A 15,657-nucleotide genomic window follows, 5' to 3' on the forward strand; every position below is an offset into this window, starting at 1 on the left:
GCGCAACACCCATGCACAATACTCTTGCCGAATTTAAGGCCGCCATTGACCAATGCCGGCATGTTTTTACCAAAAAATCTGCCGATTACGGCTCGGCATGGCGCATTTTACGCCCCTCTTCATTAACCGACCAACTGTTTATAAAAGCCCAACGCATTAGAACCATTCAAGAAAAAGGAAACGCAAAAATTAACGAGGGTATTGAACAAGAATTTACCGCTATTGTTAATTACTGCATTATGGCTTTGGTGCAGGTAAATGCGCCTGCCGATTTACCACTTCAACTAACTACGCCACAAGCTCTACAACTTTACGATGCACAGGTAAACCACGCAGTTCAACTACTTGAAGCAAAAAATCACGACTATGGAGATGCTTGGCGAAGTATGCGCATTAGCTCGTTTACCGATTTAATTTTAATGAAATTATACCGGATTAAACAAATTGAAGACAACAGCGGGCAAACAATAGCTTCAGAAGGAGTTGAATCCGGATATTTAGATATTTTAAACTATGCCGTTTTTGGCCTCATTTTATTAAATAAAAACAATACTTAATATTATACCTACAGCATGAATGTTTACACACTTTTTGGTTTAATTGCAGTAATTACAATTGGGGTAACAATAATTACGTTACTTATTAACAGGAAACAAAATATTGGAGTTGCCTATTTGCGAAATTTTTTAGGTACGTTTTTTATCTTTTCTGGGGCAGTAAAAGCTATTGACCCAGTGGGTACGGCTATTAAAATGGAAGACTACTTTACCATTTTTACCGATTATATGCCCTTTTTATCTGGGCTTTGGAATTGGTGTAACCATTATGCTTTGGCTATTTCGGTGTTTATGATTGTATTAGAAATTGCCTTGGGCATTTCGCTTATATTTGGAACCTTGCGCCGGATAACTCTTTTTTTATATGTAGCCATCATTGTTTTCTTTACCTTTTTAACCGGATTTTCGCATTTAACAGGCAAAGTAACTGATTGCGGATGTTTTGGCGATTTTGTAAAACTTAAACCTTATGTTTCGTTTTTAAAAGATGTTGTGCTAACCATTATGCTGGTAGCTTTGCTGTTTTTTGCCAACCATATTAAGCCATTATTTAACAATAAAGCAGCCTTGTTTTTGTTGCTACTGCTTACCGTTGGCACCTACTTTTTTACCATGAGCAACTACTACAACGAACCTATAATTGATTTTAGGGCTTACAAAGTTGGCACCGATTTACTGAAAGGCAAATCTATGGAAGGCTTAGATGAAGGCCTTGTTAAAATTTATTATACCCTTAAAAATGCTTCGACCGGAGAAACCAAAGAAATGGAAGGCAACGAATACACAAAAAGTAGAATATGGGAAGACAAAAACTGGACTATGGTAAACGAAAAAACACGACAAGAGGTAATACGCGAGCCAGAACAACCCTTAATTAAAGATTTTATAGTGCAAAATACAGATGGCGAAGATGTAGCCGACTCTTTACTGCAATTGCCCGGATATCATTTTTTTGTTTGTACTTATAATATTGATAAAATTAGCAACAAGGGATTTCCAGAAGTTAATCGTATATTAGCCGATGCCCAAAAAGCCGGACTTCCGGTTAACGGCATTACTTCATCGCCAATTGAAGATGCCGAGAAATTGGTAAACAATCAATACCCATTTTATTTGTTAGATGCCACCCCAATTAAAACATGGATTCGCTCAAATCCGGGAGTGGTTCTAATGAAAGGGCCTGTAATTATAGCCGAATATCACGGCGAACACCTTCCGGAATTCAGTGAAATCAAAAAAGCTTTCAATATTCCGTAAATTGTTTAAGCAAAGCAAAGCAGGATGGATAAAATAGGGATGTTAGCCAAGTTTTAAAATTTTAAACGCAAGAACGACCTCCCATTTTTACAGTTTTTTCCGGATAAAAATACCCAATATACTAACCACATCTCACATCTCACATCTCACATTTCACTAACAATGCGCAACCCAAATCTAAAATCCGACAAATTGCATTTAAGCGAGGCCGAGCAAACAATAGAAAAAGCTTTACGCCCACAACAATTAGACGATTTTGCCGGCCAGCCCCATATACTTACAAATTTAGAAGTGTTTATTAAGGCGGCCAGTTTGCGCAGCGAATCGCTTGACCATGTTTTGTTGCATGGCCCCCCCGGATTAGGCAAAACAACCCTTTCGCATATTATAGCCAACGAATTGGGTGTAAATTTAAAATTGACCAGCGGCCCCGTTTTAGAAAAGCCCGCCGATTTAGCAGGCTTGCTTACCAACCTCGAACCAAACGATGTATTGTTTATAGATGAAATTCATCGCTTGAGCATTACCGTAGAAGAGTACTTGTATGCGGCTATGGAAGATTTTAAAATTGACATTATGATTGAAAGCGGTCCCTCGGCACGCAGTATTCAGTTAAGCCTTAACCCATTTACGTTAATTGGCGCTACTACTCGGTCGGGGTTATTGTCATCGCCTATGCGGTCGAGGTTTGGCATTACCTTCCGGCTCGAATATTATCCGGCCAGTGTATTGCAAGGTATTATTGAGCGGTCGGCGGCCATCTTAAAAACACCAATATCGCCCGAAGGGGCTTACGAAATTGCCCGCCGCAGCCGCGGTACCCCGCGCATAGCCAATGCCCTGCTTAGGCGTGTGCGCGATTTTGCCCAAATTAAAGGAAACGGCAGTATTGATATTGAAATTGCCCGCTTTGCCCTTAACCAACTACATGTTGACGAAAATGGCCTCGATGAAATGGATAACCGTATTTTACTTACCATCATCGAAAAATTTAGCGGCGGCCCAGTAGGCATCAACACCGTAGCAATGGCCGTAGGCGAAGAGCCCGGCACCCTCGAAGAGGTTTACGAACCCTATTTAGTGCAAGAAGGCTACCTAAAACGCACACCACGTGGCCGCGAAGCAACCGAAAAAGCCTATAAACACGTGGGCAAAATACCTCCCATACAAAACACCAACGCCTCCTTATTCGATTCGATAATTGATTAAGGAGTTGAGTTCCCGGTTAGCTCAAAACATCCGGATAAAACCTATTCAGTTGCAAAAACATCCACCGCTAAGGATGGTAAATACAGCCATTTACTGTATCTCGGTGTGCCCCCGTTACAGCCGACAGCGCGTTGGCCTGACCACGAACACGCAAAACTCCGCAAAAAGCTATTGCTAATGCCTCTTTAAAATTTATAATATCGTTGCTGGCTTTAATAACCGAAACAGGGCTGTGTTTGGCAATTTGCTCCATTAAAAAAGAGTTGTGCGCACCTCCACCTGTTACCAACATAGTGATGGCTTTATTGGTGTTATCTTTTATTTCTTCGGTTTTATTGACGTTTTTAATACTTTGCCCAATTTGGTAGGCTATATGTTCAACGTAAGTGCGCAATACATCTTGTGGTTCAAGAGCGTAGCGTTCAAAAATTGGCATTAACGCAGTTTTAACCCATCCGGCATCTAACGATTTAGGATAAGTTTTTTTATAAAACGGCAGTTGGTTTAATTCTTCAAATAGTCCGGAATTTACTTGCCCCGCTTGTGCAATTTGCCCTTCATTGTCATATTCTTGGCCAAAATAATTCGCAAAATGATTTAGTACCAGATTGTTTGCACAAATATCAAAACCAATAATGGCTTTAGGAGGGGCGGTTTTTGCCGATATATTTGCAATTCCACCCAAATTAAGGCAAAATCTATGCTGGGCAAACAAATACAGGTCGGTAATAGGTACAATGGGGGCGCCCTGCCCATGAGCAGCCACATCGCTTGTTCTAAACTGGCATATTGCCGGCACGCCGGTAAGGTAAGCCACTGCCGCACCATCGCCAATTTGAGAAGTTACTAAGTCATGGGGGTCATGAAAAACGGTGTGGCCATGTAGTGCCACAAAATCAAGTTTTCCGGATAGATTATTTTTTTTTATAAACTCATTAGTTAGCTCGCCCAAGTAATGTCCGTAAAAAGTGTGGGTTTTATGGTAGGTAATAGCATTTTTTTTTACTAATAACGATAAGCGCCGTTTCCACTGTTTTGGGTAGGCAATATATCCGGTTTTTAATATTTTGTAGGTCCATGTTTTATCGGTATTGTGGTAGGTAAATTGTGCGCAAACCATATCTACACCATCTAACGAAGTTCCCGACATTAGGCCAACTGCGCAATATGATTTTTTCATGTTTGAAATAGAAAAGTTTAATTAATCGGCACTATAATATACCAAGGCCCTGTTGCTATCTTTTTCGTAAGCTAAGTATTTTATTTGGTTGGCTGCTGTTTGAAACTTAAAACCTATTGCCTCGGGGTTGTTTTTAATGGCGTTCCACGATTTTTTATCTATATATGCCGTATAATTTTGCGCATATTTTTCGGTTGTTGCAATTGCAGGTTTTATAAATTTATCCGGATTAAAAAATATTTCTAACTGTTTTTTTACCAGAGTTTCGGCCTCCATTTGATTTTCAGGTTTTTTACTTGTATCTACGGTAGCCAACAGCATGGTTTCAAAACTTTGCTTAAATAGGGTATCGCCTTTGTACGAGACAATACTTACCCATGCCCAGCTATTTACCAAACTATCGCCTTGAACTTTAAGATGAAATTGGTCGGACTTGGTTTTGCTCGAAAACGAGATAGCCTTTTGCATATCGAACAAAACAGATTTTCCGGAGAAGCTACGCGACAGCAGTTTTTCCGGATTTTCGGCTGGTACAATATTGTTTGTCGGGTTGTTGCTTGGCTTATCTTTGCCGTTGGTAGCACCTGTTGAACAGGCCACTACAACCCCAATCAAAGCAGATAGCAGAACAGCGGCTAAAAATTTATATTCACGCAAGGTAATTAATAGAATGGTAAAAAGGTCAGCAACTAATTATTTAATAACAGTTGGCAAAGATACGCTATTTTTCATTTGCCATTGATTTTGATTTAAAATAACTGTTTAAGCCTTTTTGTCCAAAAAGGTAAAAAACTGCCGGTGTTACAAACATGTCTAATAATGTTGACGATAACAGTCCCCCCAGTATAACGGTTGCAACGGGGTATAATATTTCTTTTCCGGGTGCATGGGGGTCTAAAGTCAGCGGCACCAAAGCCAAAGCTGCCACCAACGCCGTCATTAAAACCGGTACCAAACGCTCTAACGAACCCCTAATTATCATTTGTTTGCCAAAGGTTTCGCCCTCCTCTTCTATTAAGTGAATATAGTGCGATATCTTCATAATGCCATTGCGCGAGGCTATTCCGGTTAAGGTAATAAAACCCACCAAAGTAGCTATTGAAAAAATGCCACCTGTTAAAACTACTGCTATCACGCTTCCAACCAAGGCCAAGGGAATATTAAACATAATTTGCAAAACGATGGGCACCGATTTGAAATAATGATAAAGTGCGATAAATATTCCAATTACGGCAAAAACAGCCATCCATATTATTAATTTTGAAGCCATTTTTTGCTGTTCGTATTGGCCGCCATAATGTAAATAATAGCCTTGTGGCAAATTAATCTTTTGTGCTATCTGGCTTTTAAGGTCCTCGACTGTGCTGCCTAAGTCGCGACCTTGCACATTACAACTAACTGTAATTTTTCGTTGTGCGTTTTCGTGCGAGATACTGTTAATGGCGCTGGTATATTCAATATCGGCAATTTGGTGTAACGGAATTAGGTTTCCGGATGGTGCGTCTATAAGTGTATTGCGGACGGCTTCTATATTGGTGCGCTCTTGTTGGTTGGTGCGCAACAGTACATCAAACTGTTTTTGCCCATCGTAAATTTGCCCAACCACTTTGCCATTATAAAATATTTCGAGGTCTTGAGCTACTTTTCCGGCTTGTAAGCCATATCTTTTTAGGGCTTCACGGTTTACTTTAATTAAAAGTTGTGGTACTAACACCTGTTTTTCAACTTGCACATCGGTTACGCCGGTTACGGGGGTAATTGTATGCGCTATTTGGTTGGCTATTTGCCGAAGTTCGGTAAGGTCGTTGCCAAACAATTTTATGGCTACCTGCGCGCGCACCCCCGACATTAAATGGTCAATACGGTGCGATATTGGCTGACCTACATTTATGGTTATGCCTTTTAAAACGGATAATTCTTTGCGAATATGTGCTATGATTTCGTCTCGACTCCGGTTGTTAATAGTATCGTTGAGTTTAACATCTATTTCTGAGCTGCTAACGGGTTCAACGTGTTCATCCAACTCTGCTCGTCCGGTGCGGCGGCTTGCAAAGGCTACTTCCGGAACCCGCATCATTAGCTTTTCGGCCATAGTGCCAATTTTGTCGCTTTCTTCTAAAGAGGTGCCCGATGGTGTAGTTACATTGATGGTAAATGAGCCTTCGTTGAAGGGTGGTAAAAACTCGGAGCCAAAAAATGGTATGACTGCAAGGGCAGCCGCTATTAAACATCCGGATAAAATTAAAATAAACTTGGGTCTGTTTAAACTCCAATTTAATAGTTTAGTATTTTGCCGTTTAAGCCATCTTACCAAAAAGCCATCAGAGGTATGACTTTTAATAATATTTTTGTTCAACAAATACGAGCATAAAGCAGGTGTAACTGTTAACGATACTATTAACGAGGCCAAAATAGCTGTGATATAGGCAATACCTAAAGGCATAAATATACGCCCCTCGATGCCTTGCATATAAAATAAAGGTATAAATACTAATATTACAATGATGGTGGCGTAAACTATGGAGTTGCGCACCTCGCTACTGGCCTGATAAACCACTTGCAATACTGGTTTGGGATTTGGCGCTTGGTAATTTTCGCGCAATCGCCTGAAAACATTTTCAACGTCAACAATGGCATCGTCAACCAATTCGCCAATGGCAATGGCTAAACCGCCCAAGGTTAGGGTATTGATTGAAATATTAAACCATTTAAAAACCAAAGCAGTAATAACTAACGACAAGGGAATGGCCGTAAGCGTAATAGCGGTAGTGCGAAGATTAAGTAAAAATAAAAATAAAATAATAATTACCAATATAAATCCATCGCGAAGGGCTTCGACAACATTGTGTATGGCGTGTTCAATGAAGTATTTTTGTTGAAAAATATACGGGTTAAGTTTTACCCCCTGCGGCAATGAGGGCTCTAACTCGGCCAATGCGGTTTCAATTTGGTTGGTAAGCTCAACGGTATTGGCACTTGGCTGTTTTTCGATAGTTAAAATTACTGCTTTATGTGTATTTATACTGGCATCGCCGCGTTTTACTGCGCCACCAAAAACCACATCGGCAACTTGCGACAATAGTACTGGAAGCCCATCTTTATTCGCAACTACGGTATTTTGCAAATCTTCAATATTAGTAGCGCGGGCAATATTGCGTATTAGCACCTCGCTGCCGTAGCTATCGTAAAAACCACCAGTCGTGTTTTGGTTGGTTAAGCCGATGGCTGCTTCCACATCATCAACGGTAATATTAAATTGTTTAAGCCTTGCCGACGAAACGAGCACCTGGTATTGCAAACGCTCGCCCCCAATAGGTATAACCTGCGATACGCCTTTAATGGCCATAAGTCTCCTCCGGATGGTAAAATCGGCTAAAGTGCGCAACTCGGTTGAGCTAATTGTATCTGACCAAAGGCCTACCATCATTATTTGCCCCATGATAGACGATATTGGCCCCATAACAGGCGTAATTCCGGAGGGCAGTTGTACTGTTTGCAGCTTTTCGTTTACTAATTGTCGGGCGGTGTAAATATCGGTTCCCCAGTCAAATTCTACAAATACCATTCCTATACCTATGCTAGCATTGCTGCGCACATCTTCAACGCCTGTTGCGCCATTTAATGCTACTTCAACCGGCGTTATTATTTGAGTTTCAATCTCTTCGGGCGCCATGCCGTTGGCTTCTAAAAAAATGGTAACACGCGGACGATTAAGGTCGGGTAATACATCTACGGGCAGGCTTATAATGGTAACCACGCCATACACCAATAACAAGCAAGCCATTGCTAAAACCAACAGCCTATTTTGAAGGGCAAACCTTATGAGTGCATTTAACATATTGCTTGTATTGGGTTTGATTTAAGGCAATATAAATCAATAAAACAACGCGAGAAGATTTTACTATTTGAACCTGTCATTTTGCCCCACTTAAAGCGTTGTTAAATTTATTGCCATCTTATTACTGTTTGCAAATTATATTATCTAAACACAAAGGTAATTTGTTTGTTGATGTAGCACCTTATAAAATTAATAGGTTGTGTTTAAAAAAAGCATTTTTTAATGCAACAAAGTTGTTATTTATATTGCGTGCCCATAGCCTTAAACGAAAAATAACAGGCAATAAAAAAACGCAACAACATAACAAATGAAGTTGTTGCGTTTTGTAAAGGAGCAGCTATTTGCCTATTTATTTTTTTTATTATTATTGCCCAGCTTCGGCACGCGAAAGGTATTTATCGGCATCGCGGGCTTGGGGGCTGTCGGGGTATTGGTCGCGAATTTGTTTGTAAGCAGAGGCAGCACCCGATTTATCCCCTTGACGCTCCATTAAAATGCCCGATTTTAGCAAATACATGGGGGTCGAGAAGTCGTTTCGGCTATTATTAGCTGCACTTTTGTAATATTGCAATGCTTTCGCGGGGTTGTCTAACTCTAAATAAGCATCGCCGGTAGCGCCCAAAGCCATTGAGCTAACAACTTCATCGTTACCGCTAAACTTGCCTAAATATTTTATGGCATCTTCGTATTGACCCATATTGAGATAACAAATTCCGGCATAATATTCGGCCAAATTGACTGCTTTAGTCCAACCATTATTCGACTCAATTACACCTAAAAATCCGGGATTTTCGCCGTCGCCTTCCAAAGCAAGTTTAAAACTGTCTTTTTCAAAATAAATCTGTGCAGGGTACATCTCTTCCATTGCTGCCTGTTCTTGGCTTGGTAAGTAAATGTTTTTAACCGCCAAATACAAGGCTAAAATTGTCAAACCTACGCCCAAAACTATCAAGATTTGCTTTTTGTACAATTCAAAAAACTTTTCTGCACGCGAATATTGAGTTGAAATATCGAATTCCTGGTCTAAAAAAGTTTTTTCCCGTTTTTGGCTTTGCAATTCTTCTTGGGTAGAATCGTTATTTTTATTTTTTAATTTATTGTTAGGTATTGTACGAGCCATAATTAATTTAATTAATGTTTATACTTATGGTTAATTAAGTTTTTTTGTTTGTAATTTTTGAATTATTAATATTTGAATTAAGAACAAGACAGATTAGTTAAGATTAGTCTTTAAGAAACGGATACGAATTATCTTCGTACATGTCTTCATAAATATCTTCCGGATTGGGGAATGGTGATTCCTCGGCAAAGACAACCGCCGCTGCAATTTCCTCATTTATTTTTTTCCGGATGGCTTTCAACTCGTCTTCGGTAGCTAAATTATTTTGCAACATTGTTGAAGCTGTTGTTTCAATGGGGTCAAGTTCGCGGTAGGCTTCTAACTCTTCGCGGGTTCGGTATTTTCCGGCGTCGCTAACCGAGTGGCCTTGGTAACGGTAAGTTTTAATTTCTAAAAAAGTAGGGCCTTGGCCTTCGCGTGCGCGCTCGGTAGCCTCTAAAATAGCTTCATGCACATCTTCGCAGCGCATACCGTTTACCTGAAAACTGGGCATATCAAAGGCCTGACCAATGGTATATAGTTCGCGAACATTCGATGACCTTTGCACTGATGTACCCATAGCATAGCCATTATTTTCGCAAACATATACTACCGGAATTTTCCAAAGCATGGCCATATTCCACGACTCGTATAAAGCACCTTGTCGTATAGCGCCGTCTCCAAATAAAGTGATGCAAACTTTACCTGTATTTTTATACTTTTGGGCAAAGCCTAAACCTGTACCCATTGGAATTTGAGCACCTACAATGCCATGCCCGCCATAAAAATGGTGTTCACTGCTAAAAAAGTGCATTGAGCCACCTTTCCCTTTGGCGCAGCCTGTTGTTTTGCCAAACAACTCGGCCATACAAGACTTAGCACTAACACCCCTAGCCAAGGCTAATCCGTGGTCGCGATAGGCCGTAATAATCGGGTCGTCGCTATGCGTTGCCGAAATTATGCCACTCGATACAGCCTCTTGACCATTATAAACGTGGCAAAATCCTCTGATTTTTTGTTCGTTTTTGTAGAGTTTAAGGGTTACGTCTTCAAAGGCGCGTTGCAAATACATCGACTCATACCATCGCAAATAGGTTTCGCGGGGGTATAAATCTGTATTGAAGGGTGGCGATTGGTCCATGCTACTTATTTAAAAATATGGCAAGCGTTTAAAATAGTGGGCAAAGGTACGAAGGTTTTGGCTTTTTTAGTAACTTATTAAGAATTAAAAATTGAAAATTATCAATTTCCTTTGAGTAGTATTGTAATTTGTTGAATTGACAAGACAATTGGGTGGTGTAGCTGAAACCGAGTAGCTATGCGCGGGGTTTATATAACTAAACCAAATAATTTTGCCTGCCTTTAGTATAAACTATCAACGCTGGGCAAATTGTATCTTCAGTTCGATGCCAACCACAGACGACCCACTTTTAACGATTTATACTGGCAACCGGGCGGCAACACGCAGTTGCAACCCGAAAAAAGCTGGGGTTTAGCACTTAGAGGGCAAAATAAAAGGCTAAATATTAACTCAAAACTGCATTTGCAGGTTTCGGCAAAAACCTATTACCGACAAATTAATAATTGGATTCAATGGATACCTAATCCACAGGGCGTATGGTCGCCCCGAAACGTGAAAAGCGTTGCCAATTACGGGGGCATGGCTTGGTTAGAATCCAGCTTCGAGCAGGGCAAAGGGTGGGTTTTTTCCGGATTTTTTAGCCTTTCGGCAACAAAAACCTTTACGACCAAAAGTAGTATTGCCAACGATGCCTCGTTGTACAAACAACAAATTTACGTGCCTGTTTTTCAAACAGAGGCAAGGATTCGCTACCAAACCCCAAACTGGTATATACAAATTGAAGTACCCTACACCTCAAAACGTTATATTTCAAGCGACCATAGCAACCATTTGCCGGTTTTTTTTACTGCATTTGTATAGCGGTTATGTGTTGCCAGTAAAAAACCGTAGTTTTACCTTCGAATTGGCACTGTATAACCTGTTAAACCAATATTACGAGTTGAGTGCCACCAAACCCATGCCTCAACGCTATGTGCAGTTGGGTGTTCAATATCAATTTTTAGCACCTCTTTTTGCAAATTAACCATGATAAAAAGGGTTATTTTTGAGGCTACTCCCCCGCAGGCAGCCAATAAAATGGAATGTAAAGAATTAGCCATTAAGGCCTCCGGATATAAAAACGAGGAAGTAAAGCACGTTCATTTTATCCGGAAAAGTTTAGACGCTCGCAGCAGGCATCGGGCAAAATATATTTTTCAGGCCGATGTTTATATCAACGAGCCTTTTGTTATTCAGCCCGCTGTTGGCAGCACCTACAAAATGGCAACAGCGCAATCAAAAAAAGTGATTATTGTAGGCGCAGGCCCGGCCGGATATTTTGCTGCCCTCGAACTTTTGTCGCTGGGTTTTAAGCCCATTATTTTTGACCGCGGCAAAGATGTTCAGGCGCGCCGCCGCGATTTACGGGCTATTCAGCAGTTTTCAATAGTAAATCCAAACTCAAATTATTGTTTTGGCGAGGGCGGCGCAGGTGCTTACAGCGATGGGAAACTTTACACCCGCTCGACCAAGCGCGGCAGTATTGAAAAAAGTTTGAAAATTTTAGTCGAGCATGGGGCAAATCCGGATATTTTGGTAGAAGCGCACCCTCATATCGGCTCAAACAAATTGCCAAAAATTGTAGCTAATATGCGGGCAACTATTGAGGTGTTTGGTGGCGAAGTCCATTTTAACAGTTGGGTGAACGATTATATTATACAAAACGGCAAAATAAAAGGAGTGGTGGTAAATGGCCAAGATGAGGTTTTTGCCGATGCCGTAATTTTAGCTACCGGACATTCGGCGCGAGATGTGTTTTACCGCTTGCAGGCATTAAGTGTGGCCTTAGAAGCCAAACCCTTTGCCTTGGGCGTGCGCGTAGAGCATCCGCAGGCATTAATTGACGAGCTGCAGTACCACCAAGCCCAGCGCGGCGATTATTTGCCCGCTGCCTCGTATAATTTAACCTGTCAAAGTTTGGGGCGAGGTGTTTTTTCGTTTTGTATGTGCCCCGGAGGCTTAATAGTGCCCGCCGCAACTGCCCCCGGCGAATTAGTAGTGAACGGTATGAGCATGTCGCGGCGCGACTCGGCGTATGCCAATTCGGGTATTGCTGTTGAGGTACAATTGGCCGATTTAGCAAATTACCAGCAGCACGGGGCCTTAGCGGCCTTAGCTTTTCAGGCGGCAGTTGAGCAAAAAATGTTTACCTCTGGAAACGGCAGCCAGCAAGCCCCTTGCCAACGCCTCCCCGATTTTGTTATGGGGCGTTTATCGGCAACTTTAAACCATACTTCGTATATTCCAGACGTGTTTGCAGCGCCATTACATCAATTGATGCCTAATTTTATAGTAAAAAGATTACAAGCCGCTTTTGTTCATTTTGGCAAACAAATGCCCGGTTATTTTAGCGAGGCGGGGCAAATTGTGGCGCCCGAGTCGCGCACAAGTTCGCCGGTGCGCCTACCAAGGCTGGCGCAAACCTTGCAGCACCCACAAATTGCAGGGCTTTACCCCTGCGGCGAAGGAGCGGGTTATGCAGGTGGTATTTTATCGGCGGCAATGGATGGGCAACGGGTAGCGCAAGCTATTGGCATGGCCTTGTAGCGAGGCTTATTTTCAAACAAGTTTTCTATTGTTTTATGAATGGCAATACGGTTTTACCATTTGTATCGAGTAATTCAATCCAATAATAGCCATTTGCCAATTGGGTTATATTAATGTTGAAGCTGGCATTAATCGCCTGCTGAACTGTGGCACCATAGGCATTTATGATGGTATAGTTTATGGCAGGTGTATCATATTTTCCGGATACTTCTAAAACATTGTTAACTATTTGATTTGTTAAGTGCCAGGTTTTATTGGTATTTTTTTCTGCTGGTATAGGTAACGCGCATAAATCCTTTTTTTGAAGAACTAGGTCATTTGCAATTAAAGAAACATCAGAAGAGATATTAAGCGTAGTAGTTGTTGGCTTAATGTTGGAAGTTGGTATTATTACATCAGAAACAAGGAAATCGCAAGGGGCACTTATACACGAGGGCGATATCCAGTTTTCGTGCGCATATAAAATATCGGAGTTCCCAAAATTCCCATTTCCCAAGCTACCTGTGTAAATAAATCCTGTTGAGCTTATGGCCAGAATGCTATTTTTTGAACTAAAGGGCAAATTATCATCTCCATTACTACCCAAATGCCTACTGTTTATTATTGTGCCATAAGAAGCTACCCTAAGAAGGAACAAATCAAAAAAGTCTGAATAGCTTCCGGAGGTACAGGTTGCAGTTCTGCCACTAAGCAATAAATTATTTTCTTTATCGAGTGTTATAGATTCAACAAAATCGTCATGATTACCGCCAATAGCTCTTGCTCAAATAATATAGCCACTACTATTAAGCTTAGCAATAAATACATCAAACCCACCCGCTCCGAAAGATGTAGTATGCCCTACTACATACCACTCATTAGTTGGTGTTTTTACCAGAGTACGGGCGTGGTCTTCCTCGTTGCCGACAATTAGTTTTGCGGTTATAAGATTACCGTTAGTTGCATCTATTTCAGCAAATAATATCTCAGGCTTTTTGGGCTTAGTGTTATAATAAGTTCCAGTTATCATAATATTGCCGTTGGCGGCAAATTCCATATCAAAACAGCTATTATCGAGGGTAGTACCAAAAACATTACTCCATAGTACTGTACCCGTTGCATCTATATTTAATAAATAAACATCCCTTGCGCCCATACCATGCGTTGTTGAGCCACCTAAAATAATACTGCCGTCGGGTTTTTCGAGCAAGTCAAAACCTCTCTCAAGAGTGGTGTTAGTACCGTATAGTTTGGCAAAATCAAGGTCTAAATTGGGTTTCCATTTAACAAATAGTAAATCCTCCTCGGTGCTTCCGGATCCGCTAGTGCCTACTCCGGCGTAGCCTCCGTCTGCAGTTTTTATTATGTTGCGAAGGAATTCGTTTTTGTTAGCCGTACCATAGGTTTTGGCAAAAATTGTGTTCCCCCAAAACATTTTTACAAGTAATATATCTTCTTGGCCTTCGCCAAAACTTTTTGTACTTGCATTTAGCAAATAAGTGTTTGAGCCAAGGAGTAGAAGTCCTCTTCCGGCATCATTTTGGCTGCCTCCTAAATCAAAGGTTTGACTTTTAGTAATAGTTAAAACATTAAAAGTCAATAGTAAGATAAGAAATAATTTTTTCATATAGAGGTATTTTTATTAATGAACAATTGCTATTCCTTTTGCCATATTGCCTCAAAATACCCACCGGTTTCTGCCATTCGCCTGTGGGCTTGGTAGGCATCGTGGGTTTCTTTTAAGGTATACCCTTTAAGCATATTGTCATAGTCGTAAAAGGTGGTTGGTTTTACTACACCCGATGTGTTGTGGCTTTCTTTTCCTTTTTGAGCTTGCAACAAATAAATCCAGTTTACATTACCTAATACACTACTGAGATAATTTTTTACAATTTCGGGTTCCATTTCGCCAAAACTTGCGGCGTTCCAAAAAACATCGGCTTTAAAGTTTTTTAGTAAAGGAAATTGCCAACTACTAAACATATAAACTTTACCTTTTTCTAAATTATCGAGGTTTTTCATTTCCAAGGTTTTTTCTGATGATACTATATTTGCTGCGCCGAGTGCTTGTGTTAAATAATGCTCGCAGAGATAAAGGGGAGCAGGCAAATCAAAACAAAGAACAGTTAAATTTGGGTATGCTTTTTTTAATATTTCAACTTGGTGTCCGGATCCGGAACCCAACTCAATCAATATTTCATTTCCGGAAAATTTGATATGCTTTTGTGCAAAGCAATACCGTATATAAAATCCCAAAAACTGCATGGTATAAGCTTTGCCGTTTATTGTAAACAAGTCATTTGGCTTGCCGTAAGTGCAAACTTCTAAGTTTTCAATAGAAACAGCGTTGTTAAGTTCGCCTAAAAACAAGCAATTTCGGTATGCTATATCGCGAATATTATTTATATTAATCGAATAGGGTAAAATTGAACGGTTTGTGATAAATAGTTTTCTTATTAAGGATAAAAGCCATTTTTTATATTTGGGTACAGAATGATGGTAATGGTATATTGTTTCGGTAAAGCCAAAAGTGCCAAAAAGTGGGTAGCTGCCGTTTCTAAATTGGGTTAGGTCTGCTTTTTTAATTTCATTTACTAATAATTGGTGGTATTTCTCCCAGTATCTTGTAGTTTGGTATTCGGCAGGGGCAGAGTTATACGCCGCCATTAGTTTATCTAAGTGCTCCATGCAATTAAAGTTTGATGATAATTATTAATAAATGGCAATATTAGCACTTTTTATTTATTTTTAAATGATTTTTTTGGTTTTTTTACAAAAATAGACAAGACAAGGAACGGGCTTAAAATTATTTACAGGCGGCAAATTTTTGAGCCATTCTACTTTCAAAAAAATATATACCTTTGCGCAAAT

Annotated in this window: 13 protein-coding genes; 5 read left to right on the forward strand and 8 right to left on the reverse strand. The window is 40.4% G+C overall.

The features are described from left to right. Positions 1-11: 11 nt before the first annotated feature. From IPI59_13470 to ruvB, 3 genes are all read left to right on the forward strand, one after another. Positions 12-557 carry a DUF1599 domain-containing protein gene (locus tag IPI59_13470; GenBank protein MBK7528526.1) on the forward strand — a complete coding sequence of 182 codons (546 nt, stop codon included), beginning with the start codon at positions 12-14 and terminating at the stop codon, positions 555-557. A 15-nt stretch (positions 558-572) separates the two neighbouring features. After that, positions 573-1,814: a hypothetical protein gene (locus tag IPI59_13475; GenBank protein ID MBK7528527.1), complete on the forward strand. Its 1,242-nt coding sequence runs from the start codon at positions 573-575 to the stop codon at positions 1,812-1,814. Positions 1,815-1,976: 162 nt separating this feature from the next. Then, positions 1,977-3,023: a Holliday junction branch migration DNA helicase RuvB gene (gene ruvB / locus IPI59_13480; protein MBK7528528.1), complete on the forward strand. Its 1,047-nt coding sequence runs from the start codon at positions 1,977-1,979 to the stop codon at positions 3,021-3,023. Between the two features lie 67 nt (positions 3,024-3,090). Here ruvB and IPI59_13485 read toward each other — a convergent pair whose 3' ends face one another. The 5 genes from IPI59_13485 to pdhA all read right to left on the reverse strand — a co-directional run bounded on the left by IPI59_13485 (position 3,091) and on the right by pdhA (position 10,281). Beyond that, positions 3,091-4,203 (reverse strand): anhydro-N-acetylmuramic acid kinase, encoded by a 1,113-nt coding sequence (locus tag IPI59_13485; protein ID MBK7528529.1) that lies wholly within the window; start codon positions 4,201-4,203, stop codon positions 3,091-3,093. A gap of 21 nt (positions 4,204-4,224) precedes the next feature. After that, on the reverse strand, positions 4,225-4,860 hold the full coding sequence (locus IPI59_13490) for a hypothetical protein (GenBank protein MBK7528530.1): 636 nt from the start codon (positions 4,858-4,860) through the stop codon (positions 4,225-4,227). Between the two features lie 64 nt (positions 4,861-4,924). Next, complete coding sequence (locus IPI59_13495) at positions 4,925-8,041, reverse strand: efflux RND transporter permease subunit (GenBank protein MBK7528531.1); 3,117 nt, start codon at positions 8,039-8,041, stop codon at positions 4,925-4,927. A gap of 364 nt (positions 8,042-8,405) precedes the next feature. Further along, positions 8,406-9,161 (reverse strand): tetratricopeptide repeat protein, encoded by a 756-nt coding sequence (locus tag IPI59_13500; protein ID MBK7528532.1) that lies wholly within the window; start codon positions 9,159-9,161, stop codon positions 8,406-8,408. Between the two features lie 103 nt (positions 9,162-9,264). Then, on the reverse strand, positions 9,265-10,281 hold the full coding sequence (gene pdhA, locus IPI59_13505) for a pyruvate dehydrogenase (acetyl-transferring) E1 component subunit alpha (protein ID MBK7528533.1): 1,017 nt from the start codon (positions 10,279-10,281) through the stop codon (positions 9,265-9,267). A gap of 249 nt (positions 10,282-10,530) precedes the next feature. Between pdhA and IPI59_13510 the strand changes: the two genes are divergently transcribed. Both IPI59_13510 and IPI59_13515 read left to right on the forward strand, forming a co-directional pair. Next, entirely contained in the window at positions 10,531-11,082 is a 552-nt protein-coding gene (locus tag IPI59_13510) for a hypothetical protein (protein ID MBK7528534.1), read from the forward strand. 165 nt (positions 11,083-11,247) lie between these two features. Beyond that, complete coding sequence (locus IPI59_13515) at positions 11,248-12,807, forward strand: FAD-binding protein (protein MBK7528535.1); 1,560 nt, start codon at positions 11,248-11,250, stop codon at positions 12,805-12,807. Between the two features lie 25 nt (positions 12,808-12,832). Here the strand turns inward: IPI59_13515 and IPI59_13520 are convergent, their stop codons facing one another. The 3 genes from IPI59_13520 to IPI59_13530 all read right to left on the reverse strand — a co-directional run bounded on the left by IPI59_13520 (position 12,833) and on the right by IPI59_13530 (position 15,474). Further along, complete coding sequence (locus IPI59_13520; protein ID MBK7528536.1) at positions 12,833-13,501, reverse strand: hypothetical protein; 669 nt, start codon at positions 13,499-13,501, stop codon at positions 12,833-12,835. Between the two features lie 69 nt (positions 13,502-13,570). After that, positions 13,571-14,413, reverse strand: a complete 843-nt coding sequence (locus IPI59_13525; GenBank protein MBK7528537.1) for a hypothetical protein — start codon at positions 14,411-14,413, stop codon at positions 13,571-13,573. A 29-nt stretch (positions 14,414-14,442) separates the two neighbouring features. After that, entirely contained in the window at positions 14,443-15,474 is a 1,032-nt protein-coding gene (locus IPI59_13530) for a putative sugar O-methyltransferase (protein ID MBK7528538.1), read from the reverse strand. Positions 15,475-15,657: the final 183 nt, after the last annotated feature.

This window comes from Sphingobacteriales bacterium, assembly GCA_016706405.1.
GTDB lineage: Bacteria > Bacteroidota > Bacteroidia > Chitinophagales > UBA2359 > BJ6.